Raw genomic sequence first — 24691 nt, forward strand, 5'->3', positions numbered from 1 at the left:
GCATGGCGTTGACGGGAACCAGTGGCCTACCGGGTAGGGTCTGACGCCGTGTCCGGCATTCCCCGACCCGAGACCGTTGCGCCGTTCCCGTTGACGCGGCTCGCTGAGCTGCTTCCGGCAACGCCGCACGGTGGTGACATCGCTGTCACCGGGGTCACTCACAGTAGTGGCGCGGTGCGCCCTGGAGATCTTTACGCGGCGCTGCCCGGCGCGAACCGGCACGGCGCCGAGTTCGTCGCCGACGCGGCCCGGGCCGGCGCGGTGGCGGTGCTGACCGATCCGGCCGGGCGCGACGCCGCGCTCGCCGCCGGGTTGCCGGTGCTGGTCGCCGAGCACCCGAGGGCGGTGCTCGGTGCGGCGGCGGCGGCCATCTACGGCGATCCGTCCCGGCGGCTCACCATGATCGGCATCACCGGGACGGCCGGGAAGACGTCGACGTCGTACCTGGTCGAGGCGGGGTTGCGGGCGGCCGGGCAGGTCACCGGCCTGGTCGGCACGGTGGAGACCCGGCTCGGCGACTTCACCGTGAAGAGCGTCCGGACCACGCCGGAGGCCACCGACCTGCAGTCGATCCTGGCGGTCGGCGTGCAGCGCGGCGTCACCGCGGTGGTCATGGAGGTCTCCAGCCACGCCCTGGTGATGGGCCGGGCGGACGGGATCCGGTTCGCCGCGTCCGGCTACACCAACTTCGGCCAGGACCACCTCGACTTCCATCCCACCTCGGCGGAGTACTTCGCGGCCAAGGCGCGGCTCTTCGACGGCCGCAGCGCGATCGGCGTGCTCAACCACGACGACGCCGCTGTGATGCGGCTGCGCACGCCGGAGATGGTCACCTATTCGGCGGCCGGGAATCCGGCGGCGACCTGGTGGGCGTCCGGCGTCCGGCCGTCCGCTTTCGGTCAGCTGTTCACCGCGCACGGCCCGGACGGCGTCACCGTCGAGACCGGCGTCGCGCTGCCCGGCCTGCACAACGTGGCCAACGCGCTGCTCGCGCTCGCCCTGCTGGCCTCGGTCGGCATCGACCCGGCGGTGGCCGGGCGCGGCATCCTGGAGTGCTCCGGGGTGCCCGGCCGGCTGGAGCAGGTGCCGTCGCCCGGTGAGGTGCTCGGCGTCGTCGACTACGCGCACAAGCCGAACGCCATCGTGGCCGCCCTCGCGGCGCTGCGCGAGCTGGCCACCGGCCGGGGCGGACGGCTGATCTGCGTGCTCGGCGCCGGCGGCGACCGGGACAAGGGCAAGCGGCCGCTGATGGGCGAGGCCGCGGCGCAGGGCGCCGACTTGGTGATCATCACGGATGACAACCCCAGGACCGAGGACCCGGCTTCGGTACGCGCGGCAGTGCGCCGTGGCGCCGAGGAGGCACACTCGGCCGCCAAGGTGGTCGAAGTGGCCGGGCGCCGGGCGGCGATCGACGAGGCGGTCCGGATGGCCGCCGCGGGCGACGTGATCGCCGTCCTGGGCAAGGGCAACGAACAGGGCCAGGAGGTGAACGGCCAGGTGCTGCCGTTCGACGACCGGATCGAGCTGGCCGCCGCACTGGAGGTTCGTTCATGATCAGTCTTTCGCTCGCCGAGATCGCCGGGATCACCGGCGGCCGGCTGGTCAACACCGACGGCTCGGAGACGGTCACCGGCGGGGTGGAGTACGACTCCCGCAAGGTGGGGCCGGGCGGGCTGTTCGTGGCGTTCGCCGGCGAGAAGGTGGACGGGCACGAGTTCGGCCCGCGGGTGGTCGAGGCCGGCGCGGCCGGGGTGCTCGGCACCCGCGACGCGGGCGTGCCCGGCGTCGTCGTCGAGGACCAGCTGGCCGCCCTCGCCACGCTGGCGAGCGCGGTGCTGGCGCGGCTGCCGGAGCTGACGGTGGTCGGGCTGACCGGGTCGTCCGGCAAGACCACCACCAAGGACTACATCGGGCAGTTGCTGTCCCGGCTGGGCCCGACGGTGGCGCTGCCCGGGTCGCTCAACAACGAGCTCGGCTTCCCGTACACGGTGTTGCAGGCCGACGAGAAGACCCGATTCCTGGTGCTGGAGATGGGCGCCCGGGGGATCGGGCACATCAGGTACCTGACCGGGATCGCCCGGCCGTCGATCGGTGTCGTGCTCAACGTCGGCGCGGCGCACATCGGCGAGTTCGGCTCGGTGGAGGGCACCGCGCAGGCCAAGGGCGAGCTGGTCGAGGCGTTGCCGGAGTCCGGCGTCGCGGTGCTGAACGCCGACGATCCGCGGGTGTCGGCGATGGCGTCGCGGACCGTGGCGCGGGTCGTCCAGGTCGGCGAGGGGGACTCCGCCGGGGTGCGGGCCACCGACGTCACGCTGGACTCGATGGGGCGGGCGTCGTTCGTACTGGAAAGCGGTGGTGAATCGGGCCGGGTGCGGCTCGGTGTCGCCGGGCGGCACCAGGTGGCGAACAGCCTCGCGGCCGCCGCCGTCGCACTGACCGCGGGGATGGCCTTCGACGAGCTGATCGTCGCGCTCGGCGAGGTGGGCATCGTGTCCGGCCGGCGGATGGACGTGGTCCAGCGGCCGGACGGGGTGACCCTGATCGACGACTCCTACAACGCCAACCCGTCGTCGACCGCCGCGGCGCTGCACGCGCTGGCCGCGATGGGCGCGGGCCGGCGCACCACCGCCGTGCTCGGCTACATGGCCGAGCTCGGCGAGCACGAGGTGTCCGGGCACGCCGAGGTCGGCCGGCTCGCCGCCGAGCTGGGTGTGGACCGGCTGATCGCGGTGGCGGAGAACGCCCGGCCGATCCTGGACGGCGCGGCGGAGGTGGGCGCGTGGCGGGGCACCGCCCGCTTCGCCGCCGACCAGGCCGCCGCGATCGAGATTCTGCGAAACGACCTGCGCGCCGACGACGTCGTGCTGGTCAAGGGTTCCCGGTACCGCACATGGGACGTCGCCGACTGGCTGCGGCGTCCCGAGGAGGTTCAGCCCACGTGAGGGCAGTCATCGTCGCGGCCGCGGTCGCCTTTCTCATCTCGCTCTTCGGCACCCCGATCGCCATCAAGGTCTTCTCGGCGCTGAAGGCCGGGCAGCCGATCCGGACCATCGGCCCGCAGACCCACCTGGGCAAGCGCGGCACCCCGACCATGGGTGGCGTGGCGTTCATCCTGGCCACGGTCTTCGCGTACGTGGCCGGCCACGTCGCCCTGACCACGCTTCCGGAACGGCAGATCGCCCAGGAGCGGCCCACCATGACCGCGCTGGTGCTGCTCGGGCTCTTCGTGTTCTGCGGTGCGGTCGGCTTCCTGGACGACTTCCTGAAGGTCCGCAAGCGCAACTCGGACGGCCTCAGCGCCAAGGGCAAGCTGCTCGGGCAGTTGCTGGTCGGCACCGGGTTCGGTATCGCCGCGCTCTACTTCCCGAGCACCAACGGGGAGACCGTGGCCAGCGAGAAGATCTCGTTCATCCGGGACGTCAGCTGGCTGGACGTCGGCAAGGTCGGCGCGGTGATGGTCTTCGTCTTCGTGATCATGGCGATGTCCAACGGCGTGAACCTGACCGACGGTCTGGACGGCCTGGCGACCGGCGCGTCGATCCTGGTGCTCGGGGCGTACTCGCTGATCGGCTTCTGGCAGTACCGGCACTGGTGCGGTGACGACGACTACCGGCTCACCAGCGAGCTCACCCAGGCGCACTGCTACCAGGTCCGTGACCCGCTGGAGGTGGCGCTGATCGCGGCGGCCGCGGCGGCCGCCTGTGTCGGCTTCCTGTGGTGGAACACCAACCCGGCCCGGATCTTCATGGGCGACACCGGCGCGCTCGGGCTGGGCGGCCTGATCGGCGGCCTGGCGGTGGCCACCCGGACCACGCTGCTCTCGGTGATCATCGGTGGCCTGTTCGTGGTGATCACGATGTCCGTGGTCATCCAGATCATCTCGTTCAAGACCACCGGCAAGCGGGTGTTCCGGATGTCGCCGCTGCAGCACCACTTCGAGCTGGCCGGGTGGAGCGAGGTCAACATCGTGGTCCGGTTCTGGATCATCGCTGGGATCTGCGCCGCGATCGGCCTGGGCCTGTTCTACAGCGACCATCTCGCGGTCATGGGCTGACCGGTTCATCCTCGCGATCCCGGGTAACCGCGCGACGCACGCCAGGGTCACGGTCGATCGGCCGTGACCCTGGCGGCATGCCCGCGAAACCCCGGTGGCATTCTCGTCGGCGCGCTGGTCAATGCGTCTATATCCCCATATGGGGGACGGATCCGTTTTTAGGCTGTGAGCGGCCTGTGCGGGAGCCGATCGTGCCCCGCCCAGGCGGGAGCGTCCAGATCCGCGATCCGCAGAGAATGGAACTACCGATGAGGCAACGCTTTCTGCTCACCTCGGCCGGTGCGATGGCGATCGCGTCGATGGTCGGCGCGGCTCCGGCGGCGGCCGCCGGCCAGACCGGCGCCGGCGACGCGGCCAGGTCCGCCGACGCCGTGATCAAGGTATGCGTGACCAAGAAGTCCGGCGCGATGCGCTGGGTCGCGTCGAGTACGTCGAAGTGCCGGTCCGGGGAGACCCTGCAGTCGTGGGGCGAGGTCGGGCCGAAGGGTGCTACCGGGCCGAAGGGCGCCACCGGCGCCAAGGGTGACGCTGGGCAGCCGGGCCCCGCCGGCCCAGCCGGTCCCGAAGGCCCCGCCGGGCCGGCCGGCCCGGCCGGCCCGGCCGGCCCGGCCGGATCACCGGGTGCCATCGGCCCCGCTGGGGTCACCGGTCCCGCCGGTCCCGCCGGTCCTGCCGGTCCTGCCGGTCCCACCGGAGCGGCCGGCGCCACCGGGGCCGCTGGCGCCACCGGTTCTCAGGGCATCCAAGGAGTCCAGGGACCGCAGGGTGTTCAGGGCACCCAGGGACCCGCCGGTTCCACGCCGACCCTGTCGACGGTGACCCAGGCAGTGAGCAGTTCGAGCAGTTCGGCCCAGGTGAGCTGCGGCGGCGCTACCGCCATCGGCGGCACCTACGTCCTGGCGGCCGGTGAGTCGGAAACCGTCACCGCCAGCGCCCAGAACGCCGACCCCACGATGTGGGACTTCACCTTCTCCGGCAACCTGTCCACCGGGGCGACGGTGACCGTGTTCTGCGCTTCCTGAGCGTGGCGAACGCTACAAACCCCGCTGCGACACGCCATCGACGTACACGTCGGTGGCGTGTCGTCGCGACGATGATGGGTGCATGGCGGACGACCGTACCGAAAAGGCCCGCCCGTCACTGAGCCGGCAGCTGCTGCCCGCGGTGCACGGGCTGCTGGCCCGCCCCCTCTCGTCCTACTACCTGCTGATCGCCAGCGCCGGCATGCTGTTGCTGATCGGCCTGACCATGGTCTTCTCGGCGACCAGCGTGCGGGCGTACGCCGCGAACGGCAACGCCTTCTCGGACATCACCAGCCAGGCGGTCTTCGCCCTGCTCGGCCTGGTCGCCTTCTGGGTCTGCCAGCGGCTGCCCGCGATCACCCTGCGCACCCTCGGCAAGTACGTGCTCGGCACCGCCATCCTGCTGCTCTGCCTGCTCGACCTGCTGAACGCCCTGAAGGGCCTGCACGTCCTGCAAGCCGACGCGAACGGTGTGGTCAGGGCCGGCCCGATCAAGGCCAACCTGCTCTGGCTCTACCTCGGCGGCATCGGCATCCAGCCCTCCGAGCTGGCCAAGCTCGGCATGGTGCTGTGGGGTGCCGACGTGATCGCCCGCAAGGGCCCGGCGCTGGGCCACTGGCGCGAACTGGCGATGCCGCTCTTCCCGGTGGTCGGCCTGCTCTTCGTCCTGGTCGGCTACAACGACGTGGGCACCATGCTGGTGCTGCTGGCGCTGATCGTCGGGCTGCTCTGGGCGGCCGGCGTGCGGTTGCGGGTGTTCGGCGCGCTGGGCGTGCTCGGCCTGGCCGGCATCGGGCTGCTGATCGCCGCCGCCTCCCGGGGCGCCGGGTCCGGCACCGACGGCGCGGAGAACTATCGGGTGGCGCGCCTGACCGCCTTCCTCAAGCCGCTCGACAAGTGTGACCTCGACGGCGCCTGCTACCAGTTGATCATGGGCCGCTCGGCGATCTTCGAGGGCGGCTGGTTCGGCGTCGGCCTGGGCAAGGGCGCGCTCAAGTGGGGCTGGGTGCCGGAGGCCGAGAACGACTTCATCTACTCGATCCTGGCCGAGGAACTGGGCGTGGTCGGCTGCACCGTGGTGCTGGCGCTCTTCTCGGTGCTGGCCTACAGCGGCTTCCGGATCGCCCGGCGCTCGGCCGACCCGTTCCGGCGGCTCGCGGCCGCCTCGATCACCACCTGGCTGGTCGCCCAAGCGGTGATCAACATGGGCGGGGTGGTCGGTCTGCTGCCCATCACCGGCCTTCCGCTGCCGTTCATTTCCGCAGGTGGCAGTGCCCTCGTCGTGGCGATGGCGGCGGTCGGGATGCTGGCCTCGTTCGCCCGCGCGGAGCCGGACGCGGCGCGTGCCCTGAACGCCCGTCCGACCCCGCGATGGGTACGGCTAGTCTGGGCCCCGCTGCCGCCGCTCCCCTCGCCGCGGCGTCCGGCCGCCGAGCCGGTGAAGAAGTCTGTCAAAGCGGGGGACGGAAGGAGACGGTGATGGTTCCGCTGCGGTCGGTCGTGCTCGCCGGGGGAGGCACCGGCGGTCACATCTATCCGCTGCTCGCTTTCGCCGACGCCCTGCGCCGCCACTTCCCGCACATCCGGATCACCACGCTCGGCAGTCCCAAGGGGATGGAGAACCAGCTCATCCCGGCGGCCGGTTACGACCTGCGGGTGATCCCGGCGTTCCAGCTGCCCCGCTCGCTCAACTTCGATCTGCTGCGCACCCCGGACCGGATGTACAAGTCGACCCACGCGGCCGGCGAGATCATCGACGAGGTACAGGCCGAGGTGGTGGTCGGCTTCGGCGGCTACGTCTCCGTCCCGGCCTACCTGGCCGCCTGGCGCCGCGAGCTGCCGATCGTCGTGCACGAGGTGAACGTGCCGCCCGGTGTGGCGAACCGGATGGGCATGAAGTTCACCAAGCGGGTCGCCGTCGGCTTCCCGCACCAGCTGGAGCAGGCCGAGTCGCTGCGCAACGCGCGCCTGGTCGGCGTCCCGCTGCGCACCGGCATCACCCAGATGGACCGGCCGGCCCTGCGCCCGCAGGCGCTCTACCACTTCGGGCTGCGCCCCGACCTGCCGGTGCTGTTCGTCTGCGGCGGCTCCTCCGGGGCCCGGTCGATCAACCTGGCGGTGGCCGGGGCGGCCAAGCGGCTGGCCCACGCCGGCATCCAGGTGCTGCACGTGCAGGGCGGGCGCAACGACCCGTTCGACGTGCCGAACGACCTGCCGGTGCCCTATGTCGTAGTGCCCTACCTGTCCGACATGCAGCTCGGATACGCTGCCGCCGACCTGATGCTCTGCCGGGGCGGGGCGATCACGGTCGCCGAGACCACCGCGCTGGGCGTGCCGGCCGTCTACGTGCCGTACCCGTTCAGCAACCAGGAGCAGCGCCGCAACGCGATCCCGGTGGTGGAGGCGGGCGGTGGGCTGCTGGTGGACAACAGCGAGATGACCCCGGAGTGGGTCGAGCGGAACATCATCCCGCTGGCCCGGGATCGGCAGCGACTGGCCGCCATGGGGCACGCCGCGGCGCGGTACGGCCGCCGTGACGGCGACGAGCAGCTGCTGCGCTTCGTTCTGGAAGCGGTGGGTCGGTGAGGTTTCCTGTGACTGAGGGAGTGACGTGGTGAACACGGCGGAGTTGACGCCGGCCGGTGAGATGACCGCCGAGGATCTGGGCAGCGTGCATCTGATCGGGATCGGCGGGGTCGGCATGGCCGGCCTGGCCCGGCTCCTGCTGACCCGGGGCATCCCGGTCTCCGGCAGCGAGCTGCGCGAGTGGCCCGCGCTGGCCGGGATGCGGGCGCTCGGCGGCACGGTGCACATGGCGCACGAGGCGTCGAACCTGGACGGCGTCGACACCGTCGTCTACTCCACGGCGATCCCCCAGGATCACGTGGAGATGGTCGAGGCGCGCCGTCGCGGGCTGCGGGTGCTGCACCGGTCCGAGGCGCTCGCCGCGGCGATGACGAACCGGCAGACCATCGCGGTGGCCGGCACCCATGGCAAGACCACCACCACCTCGATCATGACGGTGATCCTGCAGCACGCCGGGCAGGACCCGTCGTTCGTGATCGGTGGCGAGCTCTCCGCGGCCGGCTCCAACGGCCACCACGGCACCGGCCCGCACTTCGTGGCCGAGGCGGACGAGCACGACCGGTCGTTCCTGATCTACCGCCCGCACGTCGCGATCATCACCAACATCGAGGGTGACCACCTCAACAACTGGGGTGACCTGGACACCCTCAAGGCCGGCTTCCTGGAGTTCGGCGGGCTTGCCGACGGCTTCGTGGTGACCTGCGCGGACGGGCCGGGGACCGAGGAGCTGATCGCCGGGCTGCGGGCGGCCGGCAAGACCGTCTACACGTACGGCGAGTCGCCCGACGCCGATTTCCGGATCAGTGACGTGGTCTCCACCGTCAACGGCGTGCGCTACCAGGCGGAGCTGGACGGCAAGCCGCTGGGTGAGTTCAAGCTGGCGTTGCCCGGCAAGCACATGGGCCTGAACAGCGCCGCGACAGTGCTCACCGCGCTCAAGCTGGGCCTGCCGCTGGACAAGATCGTCGAGGCGCTGGAGTCGTTCCCGGGGGTGCGCCGCCGGTTCGAGCGCAAGGGCATCGCGGCCGGCGTCCGGGTCTACGACGAGTACGCGTACCACCCGACCTCGGTGATGGCCGCCCTGCGCACGCTGCGCGAGGTGGCCGGCGACGGGCGCCTGCTGGTGGTCTTCCAGCCGTACCGGGTGTACCGCACCCGCGACCTGCAGGCCGAGCTGGCCGAGGGGCTGGCGGTGGCCGACCAGGTGATCGTGATGGAGGTGTTCGGCCCGGGGGAGACCCGCAAGCCGGGCGAGGGCGGTCTCGCCCTGACCGCCGCCATCGACCTGCCCGCCGAGCGCAAGGTCTTCGTCCCGGACTGGGAGGACGTGCCGGCCGAGGTGGTCCGCCGCAGCCGGCCCGGCGACGTGGTGGTGACCATGGGCGCGCCGCCGATCTCGCTGATGGGCGACGAGCTGCTGGCCGCGCTCGCCGAGGCGGACCTGCGACCGGACCTCGCGGGCTGACCGGTGGCGGGCCCGGGCACGCGCAACTGGCGGCTGGTGCGGGCGGACACCGACGCGGTGCCGCCGTCCGCGCGCCGGTTCATGGCCCGCGCCCGGCAGCGCCGCCTGCGGGCCGCGCTGCCCTGGCTGATCGGCGCCGGCGTGCTCCTGGTGGCCGGCGGCCTGGCCTGGCTGGTCTACGGCACCTCGGTGCTCGGGGTGCGGACGGTCGAGGTGGTCGGCGCCCAGACGGTCACCCCGGAGCAGGTCCGGTCGGTGGCCGCGGTGCCGGCCGAGCAGCCGCTGGCCCGGGTCGACCCGGACGAGGTCGCCGCCCGGGTGCGCGGCCTGGCCCCGGTCGACAAGGTGACAGTCACCCGGAGCTGGCCGTCCACGCTGCGGATCGAGGTGGTCGAGCGGGCCCCGGTGGCCGCGGTGCCGGCCCAGGACGGCTTCACCCTGATCGACGACGCCGGCGTGCCGTTCCGCACGGTGACCGAGGCGCCGGCCGGCCTGCCGCTGGCCCGGCTCGCGACGCCCGGGCCGGCCGACGCGAACACGGTCTCGGCGCTGATCGTGCTGGCCGCGCTCAGCGACGACCTGCGCGAGCAACTGGTGGCCATCGCGGTGCCGTCGCCGGTCGCCATCCGGCTGGAGCTGCGCAAGGGCCGGGCGGTGGTCTGGGGCGACGACACCCAGAGCGCGGAGAAGAGCAAGGTGGCCACCGCGCTGATCAAGCGCAAGGGCACCGAGTTCGACGTGAGCGCGCCAAGGATCGTGACCATTCGGTAACTAATTCGCCAAACCGGCAAAATCGTACGAACGGAATATTACCGTCGAGGTTACGGGTGAGTCGGATACTCACCACGTAAGCGGACGCGACACGCCGCCTGAGTTCTTTGGTCAGGGCGCGATGTCCGCATACGTTGCGTCGAGAGGTTCCAGTGGTTGACATAACTCTGAACCTCTAGTAGAGGGTGAGGGTTTCCTCGCCCTCCCTTGTACGGCAGTGGATGTCGAAGTGCGGATCCCCGTGGAACCGCAGGGGCCCTCGACATTCGCCAACCCCGAAGGGAAGGCTGAGCCCGATGACACCTCCGCACAACTACCTTGCGGTCATCAAGGTCGTCGGCATCGGCGGCGGCGGCGTGAATGCCGTGAACCGCATGATCGAGGTTGGGCTCAAAGGCGTCGAGTTCATCGCGATCAACACCGATGCCCAGGCCCTGCTGATGAGTGACGCCGACGTCAAGCTTGACGTCGGCCGTGAACTGACCCGTGGACTGGGCGCCGGCGCCCAGCCCGAGGTCGGCAAGAACGCCGCCGAGGACCACCGCGACGAGATCGAGGAGGTCCTCAAGGGGGCCGACATGGTCTTCGTGACCTGTGGCGAGGGCGGCGGCACCGGTACCGGTGGCGCTCCGGTGGTGGCGAACATCGCCCGCAAGCTCGGCGCGCTGACCATCGGCGTGGTGACCCGGCCGTTCTCCTTCGAGGGCAAGCGGCGCCAGGTCCAGGCCGAGGCCGGCATCGACGAGCTGCGCAACCAGTGCGACACGCTGATCGTGATCCCGAACGACCGGCTGCTGGCGCTCGGCGACCGCGGGATCAGCATGATGGACGCGTTCCGTCAGGCCGACCAGGTGCTGCTCTCCGGTGTGCAGGGCATCACCGACCTGATCACCACGCCGGGTCTGATCAACCTGGACTTCGCCGACGTCAAGAGCGTGATGAGCAACGCGGGCAGCGCGCTCATGGGCATCGGCAGCGCGCGTGGCGACAACCGCGCGGTCGAGGCGGCCGAGCGGGCCATCTCCAGCCCGCTGCTGGAGCAGAGCATGGACGGCGCGCGCGGCGTGCTGCTCTCCATCGCCGGCGGTTCCGACCTGGGTCTGTTCGAGATCAACGACGCGGCGCAGCTGGTCACCGACGCGGCCCACCCGGACGCGAACATCATCTTCGGTGCGGTGATCGACGACGCGCTCGGCGACGAGGTGCGGGTGACCGTGATCGCCGCCGGCTTCGACGGCGGGTCGCCGTCCTACAAGCCGTCCGAGCCGGTCCGCAAGCAGGTGCCCGCGCCGGTGCAGACCACCAGCTCGCCGGCCTCGTCGATCACGTCGACGTCGCTGACCCCGCACCAGCCGGCGCCCGCGCCGGCCGCGCCGACGCCGCGCAAGGTGCTCTTCGACGACGTGGACGTGCCGGACTTCTTGAAGAACGGTTCCTGATCACACCGATGGTTCCTGGCAAGTGGTGAGTGACGAGGGGCGGCGGGCCGAGCTCGCCGCCAACCTCCAGCGGGTGCGTGACCGGATCGCGCGTGCCTGCGCGGCGGCGGGACGGCGACCGGATGCGGTGACGCTGACCGCGGTGACGAAGACGTACCCGGCGAGCGACGTGCTGTTGCTCGCCGGTCTCGGTGTCACCGACGTCGGGGAGAACAAGGACCAGGACGCGGCCGGCAAGGCTGCTGAGGTCCGGGCCGCCGGCGTGCGCCTGCGCTGGCACTTCGTCGGACAGCTGCAGCGCAACAAGACGAAATCAGTTTCCGCGTACGCCGATGTGGTCGAGTCCGTGGACTCGCTGCGTCTGGTCACCGCGCTCGACCGGGCCGCCGTCGCGGTCCGGGACCGGCCGCTCGACGTGCTGGTCCAGGTGAGCCTGGACGGCGACCCGCATCGGGGTGGGGTGGCCGGGGACGATCTCTGGCGGGTATCCGACGCGGTGGCCTCATCGGACGGTCTGCGGCTGGGCGGGCTGATGGCCGTCGCCCCGCTCGGCGAGGATCCCGGCCGCGCGTTCGCTCGACTGGCCGAATTGGCTGGTCAGCTCGTCGCGACACATCCCGGCGCCACGGTGTTGTCGGCGGGCATGAGCGGCGACCTGGAAGCGGCCGTCCAGCATGGGGCGACACACGTACGGATCGGTACATCTTTACTCGGGATGCGAAACTCGCTGCGGTAGCCTTGCGGCGGGCAGCAAACTACATGGGTGTTGTTTTACGCGACGTGCCACCGCCCGGCGGCCGTTGCGTCCGACGACGCAGCGTCGCAGTGAGCCGTGGGTCCGCATCGGACTCGATGTCCGGCTCGCCAAGGGGGGACGCGGGCCGCCAGAGGGGACGCGGGCCGCAGAAGCGGACGGAGGTGGGGGCATGAACGGTTTCCGTAAGTCGCTGGTGTGGCTGGGGCTTGCCGAGGAAGAGGACGTCGACTACGAGGACCGGGGGTACCGGGAGACTTCCCACCGCTCGTCCCGTGATCGGGATCGGGACCGCGATCGGGATCGTTACTCCTCGAGCTCCCGCTACTCGGACTCCTACGACGAGGACGAGGTCGAGGAGGAGCACGCCGTTCCGCGGGCGCGTGCCGACCGCGACCGGTCCGACCGTGCCGACCGTTTCGAGCGCAGCAGCCGGCTCAGCGAGCGCGTCTCCTCGGTGCGCGCCGACCTGGACCGGGACGAGGACGACCGGATCGAGCGGGCCAGTGTCCGTTCCATCACCCGGCCCTCCGCGGCGCCCGAGCAGTCCTCGTCGCTGACCTACTCCACCCGGGAGAACCTCGCGCTGGCCCCGCAGCCGCCGGTTCACCAGCCGCAGGTCCAGCACCGCCCGGAGGAGGAGCAGCGGTACCAGATCACCACGCTGCACCCGACCACGTACCGGGAGGCGCGGACGATCGGCGAGCATTTCCGGGACGGCGTACCGGTGATCATCAATCTCACCGAGATGGATGAATCGGACGCTCGCCGACTGGTGGACTTCGCGGCCGGACTGGCGTTCGGTCTGCGGGGTACGATCGAGCGCGTGACCAACCGGGTTTTCCTGCTCTCACCGGCAAATGTCCAGGTCACCGCGGAGGACAAGGCCAAGATCGCTGAGGGCGGCTTCTTCACCCAGAGTTGACCCGAACGAGGGATCCGCCGGACGTGCTGTCGATCGTGTTCCAGATTCTCTATCTGTTGGTGTATTTCTTCCTCCTCGTGCTGCTGAGCAGGTTCGTCATGGGAGCGGTGCTCCAGTACGGACGTCGCTGGCAACCGGCCCGGGGCGCGTCCGCCGCACTCGAATTGGTGTGGAGCGTCACGGATCCACCTCTCAAGGCGTTGAGGCGTGTGATCCCACCGCTGCGCATTGGTAACGTGAGTTTGGACCTGGCTTCCATCGTGCTGCTGGTTATCCTGTTCGTGCTCATGGAGTTCGTGCTAGTTCGCTTCTTCTAGATCCACAGATAGACAGCAGCCCCAACCGCGGCCGCGACTGACCCGAGGAGTTTCGATGCCGCTGACCCCGGCCGACGTGCATAACGTCGCCTTCAAGAAGCCCCCGATCGGCAAGCGGGGGTATGACGAGGAGGAGGTCGACGCCTTCCTGGACGAGGTCGAGCGCGAGCTCGCCCGTCTGATCGAGGAGAACAACGAGCTGCGCGCCCAGGTGGAGCGCGGCGGTCGGGGTGGCGCGCCAGCCGGCCCGAGTGCCGACCCCCGCCTCGCGGCCGAGCTCAACGACCTGAAAGGCCAGCTCGACCGCGTGCAGCGGGACAAGTCGGCGGCGGAGCAGGCGGCCCGGCAGATGCAGGCCGAGCTCGAGCAGGTGCGTGCCCAGGGTGGCCCGGCCGGCGGCCCGACCGGCGCGGACGGTGAGCAGCAGGCGCTCCGGGTGCTGATGATGGCCCAGCGCACCGCCGACGACCACGTGTCCGACGCCCGGCGCGAGGCCGACAAGCTCCTCTCCGACGCCCGTTCCAAGGCGGAGGAGGTCACCCGGGAGGCCCGGGCCAAGGCCGACGCCCTCGAGCGGGACGCGCGCCAGCGCCACCAGGAGGCGATGGGCGGCCTGGACGCCAAGCGGACCGCGCTGCAGAAGCACATCGAGGAGCTCAAGCAGTTCGAGCGGGAGTACCGCACGCGCTTGAAGGCCTACCTCGAGAGCCAGCTGCGCGACCTCGACGGCCGTGGCCAGGGCCTGGAGGCCGAGATGGCGCGGGCCGACGCGAGCCGCTCGGTCGGTGGCTCCGGCGGTCTCGCCGCGGCCGGTCTCGCCGGGTCCTACGGCGGCCGGTCCAACGCCATCGAATCGGGTCGCTGACCACAGCCTCCGCACCTCGACGAGGATGAGCCATGATTCCTGCTAGTTTCCCGCTCATCCTCGTCGCGGCGGTGTGCCTCGCGATCGGCCTGGTCCGCGGGTCGAGCAGCCTCTTCATAGCGTCGATCGTGGCCAGCCTGCTGGCCACCGTCGTCATCGTCATCGGCGCCCGGCAGAACGCCGCGGCACGCCGCACCGGCGCACCGGACCCCGCCGAGTTCCCCGACGACCCCGGATTCGCCGAGGGTGCCGAGCCGCCGCGCCGCGCCTCCGCGGCGCCGTCCGACGCCCACGATTCTGCCCCGGCCGGTGCCGCGTTCGCAGCCGATTCCGGGTACCCCGGCGACTCGCCGCACGCCGCCGGCGCATCCTTCGCCGCCGACTCTCCCGAGCCGGCCGCGACCTCCGCCGCGGCGGGACGGACCGACCCGATCGGATTCCCCGCCGCCAGCGCTGAACCTGTATACGCGGATCAGCCCCCGGCGGATCAAGGCGACACGGTCGATCTCCCGGCAGCCGCCGATCCGCCCCCTGGGGGGCTCGCGGGCGTCGGCGATCCGGCCTCCCGCGCTTTCTCGGCGCCCGGCGATCCGGCCTCCCGCGCGTCCGGTGGCGTCGGCGATCCGGCCTCCGGGGGCGCCGAGCAGGGCTTCCGTGCACCAGCCGCGTCAAGTCACCTGCCGGACGAAACGCCCGCCGCCGCTGACTATCACGCCGCCTCGTCGACGATCGGCGCCGCCCGCGGCTCCGAGGCCGACGACCAGTCGTGGCGCCGGCCCGCCGCCGAGTCGCCCGCTGCCGGACCTGTCGGTCCGGAGCCCGCCGCCGGCGAGGCCGCCGGTGCGCCGGAGCGCGGTTTCCCGGCACAGGCCTCCGGCCCGGGCACACCGCCGGGGGATGGCGGCCCGGGCACACCGCCGAGGGATGGCGGCCTGGGCGTGCCGCCGAGGGATTCCGGTCCGGGTGTGCCGCTGATCGATTCCGGTCAGGATGCGGCGGCGCCCAGCGACGATTTCGCCGAGCCGGACGCCGACGACCCGGACGACGAGCCGCTGCCCCAGTCGGTCCGGCCGACCGACGCGGTCCAGGTGGCCCGCTTGGACACCGAGGTCCTGGTCGTTGACGGCCGCCCGCGCTACCACATGGCCGACTGCCCGCACCTGGTCGGCCGCCTGACCGAGCCGCTCCCGGCGGCCGAAGCGGTCGAGTTGGGCTTCAGCCCGTGCGGCCTGTGCCGCCCGGTGGACCGCCTGCTCGGCGCCAACGCCCACCGCTGAGCCGGGCGGGGCGCGGGCGGGCGCGCGGCAGAATGGCACGCATGGGGAAACGGGAAGTGCCGGCCGGGGTGTCGGTGCCGGTCCGGGTGCGGCCCGGGGCCGGCCGGACCCGGGTGGGCGGGTGTTATGCCGGGCCGCACGGGCCGGCGCTGATCGTCGCGGTCGGCGCCCCCGCGGTGGACGGCAAGGCGACCGAGGCGGTCCGCCGGGCTCTCGCCGCGGCGCTTGGTGTCCGGGCCGCCGATGTCGCCCTTCGGCTGGGCGCCACCAGCCGGGACAAGGTCTTCGCCGTCGAGGCTCCGGCCGCCGAGCTGGAGGCCCGGCTGACCGCTCTTCGCGGATCGTGAATCGTGCCGGTCCCGGGTCGCCTGCCGGGAAGCCGGCTGGATCGTCTCCTGGTGGTCTGACCTGGCCGGTTCTCCCGGGCGCGGCCTCGGGACCGGGCGGGGCGGCCGGCTCGGAGCGCGGGGCGCGGCGGCGACGCGGAAGCCTGGCGTGGAGTGACAAGCGGTGATGCCGGAGTGACTCCGGGTGTATCGTCGTGTATCCGACGAGCGGCCGGAGTGTTCGTGCCGGTTTGTCGGGTGCGGGTGGATCGACAGGTTGTCGGGGCATCTCACGTTCCGTATCCTTGCCAGCCTCCGGAGTGCGCGGCGTTCCCCAAGCCGCGCCATTTCTGCAGGTGGGGCAGGACGGCCGGGATGGAGACGCGGTCGCACTCGTGGAGCGTGCCGGTTCGTCGGGGCGGTTCCGGGGTGCGGACCACGCTCGGGCCGGAGCGTGGTGGTCCGCCGGAGCGGTGCCGGGGACGCGGGTGGCGGTGGGGCCGGCCCCGGCCGGTGGGGTCGGAAACGCAAGAGGTAACCGCACGGGGGAAGACAGGAGGACCGGGCGGGCCGGGAGGCCGACGGTTCCTCAGGACCGCTGATCGCCGCGCCGGGCGCGGCCGAGGGAGCGATGATGGCCAAGGCAACCGACATCCGGGCCGCTTCGAGCGGTGGGGCCGCCTCCGGGCGGACCCGCTCCACGTCGGAGACCGCGGAGATCAGGGAAGCTCTGGTGGCGCGGCTCAACGAGCTGCAGGCCGAGTACGATCAGGCGCTCAGTGCGATCACCGAGCTCTCACGCGAGCGGCTCGCCGACTCGGCCGGGGACGACCAGGCCGACACCGGCACCAAGACGTTCGAGCGGGAGCAGGAGATCACGCTGGCCAACAACCTGCTCGAGCGGATCACACAGGTGGAGCGTGCCATCGAGCGCCTCGGGCAGGGCAACTACGGTTGGTGCGAGAAGTGCGGTAACCAGATCCCGGTGGAGCGGCTGGCCGCCTTCCCGTCCGCGACTCTCTGTGTCTCTTGCAAGCAGTTGGAGGAAAGACGCTGAACGCCGACAAGGCCTCCCGTTTCACCCCGCGCGCCGTCGCGGTGCTGGGCGCCACCGCGCTGGTCGCGGTGGCGCTCGACCAATGGGTGAAGCATCTCTCCACCGAGAACCTGGATCCGAACGAACCGGTCCGGATTCTCGGTGGCCTGATCTATCTCTCGCTGCTGCGCAACGGCGGCGCGGCGTTCAGCTTCGGCAGCGCGTACACCTGGATCTTCCCGGTGATCACGCTGGTGGTGATCGGCTGGATCGGCTGGATGGCGACGAAGCTGCGCTCGGTGCCCTGGGCGGTCGCGCTCGGCCTGGTGCTCGGCGGCGCGCTGGGTAACCTGACCGATCGGCTGTTCCGGGCGCCCGGCCCGTTCCAGGGGCACGTGGTCGACATGATCAGCGCGTTCGCGCCGAACGGGGAGAGGTTCGCGGTCTTCAACATCGCGGACAGTTGCCTGACCGTCGGCGTCTGCCTCGCGGTGATCCTGGAGCTGACCGGCCGGCAGCGGGACGGCAGCCGGTTGAAGGGCAGAGCTGACAAGAAACCCGAGGGTGCCACCGAGAGCGCCACCGGGACGGAGGAGACGGCATGAGTGACACGCGATCTCTTCCGGTGCCGGACGGGCTCGACGGGATGCGGCTGGACCAGGCGGTCTCCCGGTTGTTCGGGCTGTCCCGGACGGCCGCTGCGACCCTGGTCGAGGCCGGTGACGCGCTGGTGGACGGCATCCCCCGGCCGAAATCGGACAAGGTGGCGGCGGGCTCGTGGCTCGAGGTGACCCTGCCGCCGCCGGTCTCCGCGCCGGTCCTGGTCGCCGAGCCGGTGCACGGGCTGGGCGTGATCTACAGCGACGACGACATCGTGGTGGTGGACAAGCCGGTCGGGGTGGCCGCCCACCCGAGTCCCGGCTGGACCGGGCCGACAGTGGTCAGCGGGCTCGCCGCGATGGGGCAGAACGTGGCGACCAGCGGCGCCGCCGAGCGGCAGGGCATCGTGCACCGCCTCGACGTCGGCACCACCGGCCTGATGGTGGTCGCCAAGTCCGAGATGGCCTACAGCGTGCTGAAGCGGGCGTTCAAGGAGCGCGAGGTGGAGAAGCGCTACCACGCCGTGGTGCAGGGCCACCTGGACCCGCTGCGGGGCACCGTCGACGCGCCGATCGACAGGCACCCGACTGCCGACTACAAGTTCGCGGTGATGTCCGGCGGCAAACCGAGCGTCACGCACTACGACACGCTGGAGGCGTTCCGCGCCGCCAGCCTGGTCGACGTGCGGCTGGAGACCGGCCGCACCCACCAGATCCGGGTGCACTTCTCGGCGCTGCGGCACCCGTGCGTCGGTGATCTCACCTACGGCGCGGATCCCACCCTGGCCGCCCGGCTGAAGCTCAACCGGCAGTGGCTGCACGCCCGGGAGCTGGCCTTCCTGCACCCGCGGACGCACGACGAGGTGCGGTTCGTCAGCGACTACCCGGACGACCTGAAATACGCGCTGGACGTCCTGCAGGACGCCGGCTGACCTTTCCTCTGGAGTGATCACCGTGGGCCCCGCGCATCGGCTGCGAGCGGTCCTCGTCAGGTTCGGGGGCGGCTCGCTCCGGTTGCAGATCATGACCGGGGTGGCGCTCACCGCCACCGTCGCGCTGGTCCTCGCCGTCGCCTGGGCCGGCCGCCCCGGTGGCCCGTCCGGCGAGGACCCGGGCGACGTCGTCCGGGTCGGGGTGGTCGAGGGCCAGTCGGTCGGCGGTTACCTGGACTCCGCCCGGCGTGAGCTGGCCATGCTGACCGACCCGTCCGGTCCGGTCGCCGGGGAGACCTGGGCGCTGGTCAGCCTGGCCCGGTACACGGCGCCGGCCCGGCTGCCGGCGATGCTCGCCGACGTGACGGTGGCCCAGGTGTACGCGCGGGTGCCGCTGCCCGACGCCCGGACCCAGGTGTCGCTGATCCCGGTGTACACGATGCCCGGCGACGTGACCGCCGGGATGCTCGACGCGGCCCTGGTGCGTGATCGGGAGCAGGCCGACTACTCGCGGCTGGAGCGGTCGCTGACCGGTGACGGGCGTCGCGAGCAACGGCTGCGGCAGACGTACCGGAACGCGGCCCGCACCGCGGCGCTGGAGGCGGCGGCGTACCGGGAAGGGTGTGCCTGTGTGTTCGCGGCAGTGGTCCGCGGCACTCCGGTGGCGCTCGACGGCATCGCGTCCCGACCCGGCGTGCGGGCCGTCGACCCGGCCCCGGAGGTGCGCAGCCTGGACCGCACCGAGTTCCGGCCGCCGCTGCCGGAGGAGCACGGAACGGTCTCCGCCGAGCCGTCGGCACCGCCCGTGCCCACCGCGGTGCCGAGCGTTGCGCCGGCCTCGCCGGGACGGTTACCGTCGTCGATCGGTGCCACTGTGACTTCTGCCTCATCCGGTCGCGGGGTCTCATCGGCGCCGGCCGTCGCCGGGTCGTCAGCGGAGCTGCTTGACGTACCCTCGGAGGCGGAAGCGAGCGCCGCTCGCGACACATCCGGCGCGTCTTCCGGAGCATCCGGCGCCGAACCAGGACGTTAGTTTTTCCGTCTAACAGAACGTTCGGGCGGATGCACGTGCATGACCAGCGTGCCGTCATGTGATCAAGAACGACAGGGGGATGGGCGCACGGTCGGTGGCCCGCATAGGGTTCTCGTCCGTAGCCTGTCATGGCGAGAACCCCTCGCCGGAGAACGACGTCGGGTAGGCGCAGAAAGGACAAGCCGTGGACGGGACCGAGACCGGCTGGGGCCGGCCTGCGGAACCAGCCCCGCGCTGGCGGGCTCTGCTCGACCGTGCCCGGCATGGTCACCGCGCCGACGAGCCCGCCGAGGAGCCGAAACCGGAACCCGCGGCGCTCCCGCAGCAGTGGGGCCAGCAGCCGCTGCCGACCCGCGGGCCGGCTCGCCCGGTGAATCCGCTGGACAGCCGCCAGGGGTACGAGCTGGACAGCCGGCCGGGCTATGACGGGCAGCGCCGCGCCGCGGAGCCGGATCCGCGCGCCGAGGTGCCGCGCCCGATGCCGCAGCGCCCGATCAATCCGCTGGACCCGCGCTGGCAGGCCCGGCCGGAGCCACCGCAGCACAGCTTCTTCGAGCCGGCGCCGCGCTCGCCGCAGCCCGCCCCGCCGCCGCCCGCCCCGCCGGTGCGGGGGGCGTACCCGCCGGCACCCGGCTATCCGGCACCGAACGGTTATCCGCCACCCGCCTACCCGCAGGCCTACGCGCCGGCCCCGGCGCCGCCGGCCGCGCCCGCGCCGGTGGCGCCGCAGCCGGTGTCCCCACCACCCGCGCCCGCCCCGATGGCGCAGCCGGCCCCGGCCGTGCCGTCGGCGCCGGCGGGCGCTCGGATCGAGTGGCGGCAGACCCGCCCCGACGACGGCACGGAGCGGGCCGTCGGCGTCATGCGGCGCAAGCTCGGGCAGCCCCGGGTGCTGGCGTTCGCCAACCCCAAGGGCGGCGTGCACAAGACCACCGCGACAGTGCTGGCCGCGGCCACCATCGGCAGTGTCCGCGGGCGCGGCGTGCTCGCCTGGGACGACAACGAGCTGCGCGGCACGCTCGGGCTGCGGGCCGGCAGTGCCCGGCACGCCCGGACGATCAAGCACCTGCTGACCGATCTGGAGCGGATCGAGGGACTGCACGGCGACGCGCTGCTGCAGGAGCTCGACGCCTATCTGCGGCACGCCTCCGACGGGTCGTACGACGTGCTGGCCGGCGAGGAGAACCCCCGGTTCGCCCAGCGTCTGGACCAGGCCACCGTGCGCCGGGTGACCGACCTGCTGCGCCGGACCCACGACGTGATCTGCGTGGACACCGGCAACAACGTGGAGAGCGTGAACTGGCAGACGGTCATGCGGATGGCCGACCAGCTGGTGATCACCACGGTGCCCCGGGAGGACGCCGCGTTCACCGCCGACTGGATGCTCGACGTGCTGGAGGAGAGCGGGATGGGCGACATGGTGGCGAACGCCGTGACGTTGATCTCGTGTCCCTCGCCGGGTGCGCTGCCGCTGCTGGAGGACTTCAAGAAGCACTTCGCGACGCGTACCCGCGCGGTCGCCGTGGTGCCCTACGATCCGGCACTGGAGGTGGGTTCCTCGATCGAGTACGGGGACCTGCAACCCGAGACGCGGCAGGCTTGGCTGCGCGCCGCGTCGGTGATGCTGGAGCCGTTCGCGGAGTAGGCTGATCGGTCTCGCCAACAGAAGAGGGGGTCCCGGGTGTCCGACTCGTTCGTGCATCTGCACGTTCACACCGAGTATTCGATGCTCGACGGAGCGGCCCGGGTCAAGGAACTCATCAGCGAGGCCAAACGGCTCGGGATGCCGGCCGCCGCGATCACCGACCACGGCAACATGCACGGCGCCTACGAGATGTACACGCAGTCCAAGGCCGCCGGGATCACCCCGCTCATCGGTGTCGAGGCCTACGTCGCGCCGGACTCGCGGCTGAACAAGAGCCGGGTCAAGTGGGGCCGCCCGGAGCAGAAGAGCGACGACGTCTCCGGTAACGGTGCGTATACCCACATGACCATGTGGGCGCGCAACGCGGTCGGCCTGAAGAACCTTTTCCGGCTCAACTCGCGGGCCTCCATCGAGGGCCAGCTCGGCAAGTACCCGCGGATGGACTTCGACATCATCGCGGAGCACGCCGAGGGCATCATGGGCACCACCGGCTGCCCGTCCGGCGCGGTGCAGACCCGGCTGCGGCTGGGCCAGTTCGACGAGGCGCTCAAGTCGGCGGCGATGTACCAGGAGGCGCTCGGGAAGGATCACTACTTCCTCGAGATCATGGACCACGGCCTGTCGATCGAGAAGCGGGTCCGCGACGGCCTGCTGGAGATCGGCCGGAAACTGGGCATCCCGCCGCTGGTCACCAACGACTCGCACTACACCTTCGAGGCGCAGGCCGAGGCGCACGACGTGCTGCTCTGCGTGCAGACCGGCAGCAACATCGCCGACCCGAACAGGTTCCGCTTCGACGGCAACGGCTACTTCGTCAAGTCGGCCGAGCAGATGCGCGCCGTCGACTCCTCCGAGGCCTGGCAGGAGGGCTGCCGCAACACGCTGCTGGTGGCCGAGAAGGTGGACATCGACGGGATGTTCACGTTCAAGAACCTGATGCCCCGGTTCCCCATCCCGGACGGGATGACCGAGGAGGAGTACTTCCGGCAGGTCGCCTTCGAGGGCCTGCGCAAACGCTTCCCGGACGGGATCCCGGACACCCACGTCACGCAGGCGGAGTACGAACTCGGCGTGATCATCAGCATGGGCTTCCCGGCGTACTTCCTGGTGGTCGCCGACTTCATCCAGTGGGCGAAGCGGAACGGCATCGCGGTGGGCCCGGGCCGTGGCTCGGCGGCCGGCTCGCTCATCGCGTACGCCATGGGCATCACCGACCTGGACCCGCTGCCGCACGGCCTGATCTTCGAGCGGTTCCTCAACCCGGAGCGCATCTCGATGCCGGATGTCGACATCGACTTCGACGAGCGCCGGCGCGGCGAGGTCATCAGGTACGTGACCGAGAAGTGGGGCGACGACAAGGTCGCCCAGATCGCCACGTTCGGCACGATCAAGGCGAAGGCCGCGATCAAGGACTCGGCCCGGGTGCTCGGCTACCCGTTCGCCGTCGGTGACCGGATCACCAAGGCGATGCCGCCGGACGTGATGGGCAAGGGCATCCCGCTCGAGGGCATCTTCGACAAGGAGCACAAGCGGTACAACGAGGCCGGTGAGATCCGCTCGCTCTACGAGACCGACCCGGACGTCAAGAAGGTGATCGACACCGCGCGCGGCATCGAGGGCCTGATCCGGCAGACCGGCGTGCACGCCGCCGGCGTCATCATGAGCGCCGAGCCGATCATCGACCACATCCCGCTGATGCGCCGGGCCAGCGACGGCGTCATCATCACGCAGTTCGACTACCCGACCTGCGAGACGCTCGGCCTGCTGAAGATGGACTTCCTGGGCCTGCGGAACCTGACGATCATCGACGACGCCAACAAGAACATCGAGATCAACCACGGTGAGCCGCTCGACCTGCTGGCGCTGCCGCTGGACGACAAGGCCGCCTACGAGCTGCTCGCCCGTGGTGACACGCTGGGCGTGTTCCAGCTCGACGGCGGGCCGATGCGGTCGCTGCTGCGGCTGATGAAACCGGACAACTTCGAGGACATCTCCGCCGTGCTGGCGCTGTACCGGCCCGGCCCGATGGGCGTCGACTCGCACACCAACTACGCGCTGCGCAAGAACAAGCTCCAGGAGATCACCCCGATCCACCCGGAGCTGGAGGAGCCGCTGCGGGAGATCCTGGAACCGACGTACGGCCTGATCGTCTACCAGGAGCAGGTGCAGCGCGCCGCGCAGATCCTCGCCGGCTACAGCCTCGGCCAGGCCGACCTGCTGCGCCGCGCGATGGGTAAGAAGAAGAAGGAGATCCTCGACAAGGAGTTCATCCCGTTCCGCGACGGCTGCCGCGAGCACGGGTACTCCGACGAGGCGATCCAGGCGGTGTGGGACGTGCTGGTGCCGTTCGCCGGTTACGCGTTCAACAAGGCGCACTCCGCGGCGTACGGCCTGGTGTCCTACTGGACGGCCTACCTCAAGGCGCACTACCCGGCCGAGTACATGGCCGGTCTGCTCACCAGCGTCGGCGACGACAAGGACAAGATGGCCGTCTATCTCGCCGAGTGCCGCCGGATGGGCATCCAGGTGCTGCCGCCGGACGTGAACCAGTCGGCCGGCCCGTTCACCCCGGTCGGCAAGGACATCCGGTTCGGCCTCGGCGCGGTGCGCAACGTCGGCGGCAACGTGGTGGAGGCGATCGCCCGGTGCCGCAAGGAGAAAGGCGAGTACACCGACTTCTACGACTTCTTGTCCAAGGTGGACGCGGTGGCCTGCAACAAGCGGACCATCGAGTCGCTGATCAAGGCGGGCGCGTTCGACTCGATGGGGCACACCCGCAAGGGCCTGCTCGCCGTGCACGCCGAGGCGATCGACGCGTACGCCGGGGTCAAGCGGAACGAGGCGGCCGGCCAGTTCGACCTGTTCGGCGCGTTCGGCGACGAGGTCGGCGGCGCGTCGGCAACCGTCGCCATGCCGACCATCGGCGACAGCGAGTGGGACAAGCGGGACAAGCTGACCTTCGAGCGCGAGATGCTCGGCCTCTACGTCTCCGACCATCCGCTCGCCGGCCTGGAGCAGGTGTTGCAGAGCAACGCGGACACCAGCATCGCCGCGCTCAACGAGGAGGGCTCGGTCCAGGACGGTCAGATCGTCACGATCGCCGGCATCCTCACCGGCGTCCAGCGCCGGATCACCAAGCAGGGCCGGGCGTGGGCGTCGGCCACCGTCGAGGACCTGGCCGGCGGTGTCGAGACGTTGTTCTTCCCGAACACCTACGAGCTGGTCGGGCAGTACATCGCCGAGGACGCCATCGTGGTGGTCAAGGGCCGGGTGGACCGGCGCGACGACACCCCGCGGATCATGGCGATGGACATGTCCATCCCCGATGTCTCGCACAACCCGGACAGCAAGCCGGTGGTGCTCACCATGCCGATCACCCGGGTCACGCCGCCGCTGGTCGACGAGCTCAAGGACATCCTGTCCGGCCACCCGGGCGACACCGAGGTGCACGTCCACCTGCAGAACGGGAAACGCACCACAGTCATCCGGCTGGTGGCGGCCCGGGTCGCCGCGACGCCCGCGCTGCGCGCCGACCTCAAGATGATCCTCGGCCCGGCGGCCGTCGCCTGACCTCGCGGCCGGATCTGGAAGGATCAGAGGGTGCAACCAGAGGAGTCGACCCCGCCCGTGGCGCCGCCACCCATG

At 71.2% G+C, this 24691-nt stretch carries 21 protein-coding genes; all 21 read left to right on the plus strand.

The genetic code is table 11. The annotated features are described in order from the left end of the window. Positions 1 to 48: 48 nt before the first annotated feature. The 21 genes from Actob_RS08570 (at position 49) to dnaE (ending at position 24616) form a co-directional block, all read left to right on the plus strand. The gene (locus tag Actob_RS08570; RefSeq protein WP_407653583.1) at positions 49 to 1554 is read left to right on the plus strand and encodes a UDP-N-acetylmuramoyl-L-alanyl-D-glutamate--2,6-diaminopimelate ligase; all 1506 of its coding nucleotides are present in this window, start codon (positions 49 to 51) and stop codon (positions 1552 to 1554) included. Continuing rightward, on the plus strand, positions 1551 to 2942 hold the full coding sequence (locus tag Actob_RS08575; RefSeq protein ID WP_284919522.1) for a UDP-N-acetylmuramoyl-tripeptide--D-alanyl-D-alanine ligase: 1392 nt from the start codon (positions 1551 to 1553) through the stop codon (positions 2940 to 2942). Before Actob_RS08570 ends, Actob_RS08575 begins: the two co-directional genes overlap by 4 nt. Next, on the plus strand, positions 2939 to 4054 hold the full coding sequence (gene mraY, locus Actob_RS08580; RefSeq protein WP_284919523.1) for a phospho-N-acetylmuramoyl-pentapeptide-transferase: 1116 nt from the start codon (positions 2939 to 2941) through the stop codon (positions 4052 to 4054). Before Actob_RS08575 ends, mraY begins: the two co-directional genes overlap by 4 nt. 248 nt (positions 4055 to 4302) lie before the next feature. Further along, complete coding sequence (locus tag Actob_RS08585; RefSeq protein WP_284919524.1) at positions 4303 to 5076, plus strand: hypothetical protein; 774 nt, start codon at positions 4303 to 4305, stop codon at positions 5074 to 5076. 82 nt (positions 5077 to 5158) lie between these two features. Next, on the plus strand, positions 5159 to 6556 hold the full coding sequence (locus Actob_RS08590) for an FtsW/RodA/SpoVE family cell cycle protein (protein ID WP_284919525.1): 1398 nt from the start codon (positions 5159 to 5161) through the stop codon (positions 6554 to 6556). After that, a complete protein-coding gene (gene murG / locus Actob_RS08595) occupies positions 6556 to 7662 on the plus strand; it encodes an undecaprenyldiphospho-muramoylpentapeptide beta-N-acetylglucosaminyltransferase (RefSeq protein ID WP_284919526.1) in 1107 nt (368 codons plus the stop codon). Before Actob_RS08590 ends, murG begins: the two co-directional genes overlap by 1 nt. Before the next feature lie 28 nt (positions 7663 to 7690). Then, positions 7691 to 9127 (plus strand): UDP-N-acetylmuramate--L-alanine ligase, encoded by a 1437-nt coding sequence (gene murC, locus Actob_RS08600; protein ID WP_407653584.1) that lies wholly within the window; start codon positions 7691 to 7693, stop codon positions 9125 to 9127. 3 nt (positions 9128 to 9130) lie between these two features. Continuing rightward, positions 9131 to 9898 (plus strand): cell division protein FtsQ/DivIB, encoded by a 768-nt coding sequence (locus Actob_RS08605; RefSeq protein WP_284919527.1) that lies wholly within the window; start codon positions 9131 to 9133, stop codon positions 9896 to 9898. A 296-nt stretch (positions 9899 to 10194) separates the two neighbouring features. Further along, positions 10195 to 11337 (plus strand): cell division protein FtsZ, encoded by a 1143-nt coding sequence (gene ftsZ, locus Actob_RS08610; RefSeq protein WP_284919528.1) that lies wholly within the window; start codon positions 10195 to 10197, stop codon positions 11335 to 11337. Positions 11338 to 11359: 22 nt separating this feature from the next. Next, on the plus strand, positions 11360 to 12073 hold the full coding sequence (locus Actob_RS08615) for a YggS family pyridoxal phosphate-dependent enzyme (protein ID WP_284919529.1): 714 nt from the start codon (positions 11360 to 11362) through the stop codon (positions 12071 to 12073). 190 nt (positions 12074 to 12263) lie between these two features. Continuing rightward, on the plus strand, positions 12264 to 13016 hold the full coding sequence (locus Actob_RS08620) for a cell division protein SepF (RefSeq protein WP_284919530.1): 753 nt from the start codon (positions 12264 to 12266) through the stop codon (positions 13014 to 13016). A 23-nt stretch (positions 13017 to 13039) separates the two neighbouring features. Beyond that, positions 13040 to 13333 (plus strand): YggT family protein, encoded by a 294-nt coding sequence (locus Actob_RS08625; protein WP_284919531.1) that lies wholly within the window; start codon positions 13040 to 13042, stop codon positions 13331 to 13333. Between the two features lie 55 nt (positions 13334 to 13388). Beyond that, positions 13389 to 14198, plus strand: a complete 810-nt coding sequence (locus Actob_RS08630; protein ID WP_189335737.1) for a DivIVA domain-containing protein — start codon at positions 13389 to 13391, stop codon at positions 14196 to 14198. A gap of 32 nt (positions 14199 to 14230) precedes the next feature. Next, positions 14231 to 15475: a hypothetical protein gene (locus Actob_RS08635; protein ID WP_284919532.1), complete on the plus strand. Its 1245-nt coding sequence runs from the start codon at positions 14231 to 14233 to the stop codon at positions 15473 to 15475. A gap of 41 nt (positions 15476 to 15516) precedes the next feature. Beyond that, positions 15517 to 15822 (plus strand): DUF167 domain-containing protein, encoded by a 306-nt coding sequence (locus Actob_RS08640; protein ID WP_284919533.1) that lies wholly within the window; start codon positions 15517 to 15519, stop codon positions 15820 to 15822. Positions 15823 to 16435: 613 nt separating this feature from the next. After that, positions 16436 to 16858 (plus strand): TraR/DksA family transcriptional regulator, encoded by a 423-nt coding sequence (locus Actob_RS08645; RefSeq protein WP_284919534.1) that lies wholly within the window; start codon positions 16436 to 16438, stop codon positions 16856 to 16858. Further along, positions 16831 to 17442 (plus strand): signal peptidase II, encoded by a 612-nt coding sequence (gene lspA, locus Actob_RS08650; RefSeq protein WP_284919535.1) that lies wholly within the window; start codon positions 16831 to 16833, stop codon positions 17440 to 17442. The genes Actob_RS08645 and lspA overlap by 28 nt, the downstream gene beginning before the upstream one ends. After that, the gene (locus Actob_RS08655; RefSeq protein WP_284919536.1) at positions 17439 to 18368 is read left to right on the plus strand and encodes an RluA family pseudouridine synthase; all 930 of its coding nucleotides are present in this window, start codon (positions 17439 to 17441) and stop codon (positions 18366 to 18368) included. Before lspA ends, Actob_RS08655 begins: the two co-directional genes overlap by 4 nt. Positions 18369 to 18390: 22 nt before the next feature. Continuing rightward, positions 18391 to 19401, plus strand: a complete 1011-nt coding sequence (locus Actob_RS08660; RefSeq protein WP_284919537.1) for a hypothetical protein — start codon at positions 18391 to 18393, stop codon at positions 19399 to 19401. Between the two features lie 184 nt (positions 19402 to 19585). Continuing rightward, complete coding sequence (locus tag Actob_RS08665) at positions 19586 to 21046, plus strand: MinD/ParA family ATP-binding protein (RefSeq protein ID WP_284919538.1); 1461 nt, start codon at positions 19586 to 19588, stop codon at positions 21044 to 21046. Positions 21047 to 21082: 36 nt separating this feature from the next. Beyond that, the gene (dnaE, locus tag Actob_RS08670) at positions 21083 to 24616 is read left to right on the plus strand and encodes a DNA polymerase III subunit alpha (RefSeq protein WP_284919539.1); all 3534 of its coding nucleotides are present in this window, start codon (positions 21083 to 21085) and stop codon (positions 24614 to 24616) included. The last annotated feature ends 75 nt before the right edge of the window (positions 24617 to 24691 follow it).

It is taken from the genome of Actinoplanes oblitus, from assembly GCF_030252345.1.
In the GTDB taxonomy this organism is placed as follows: Bacteria; Actinomycetota; Actinomycetes; order Mycobacteriales; family Micromonosporaceae; genus Actinoplanes; species Actinoplanes oblitus.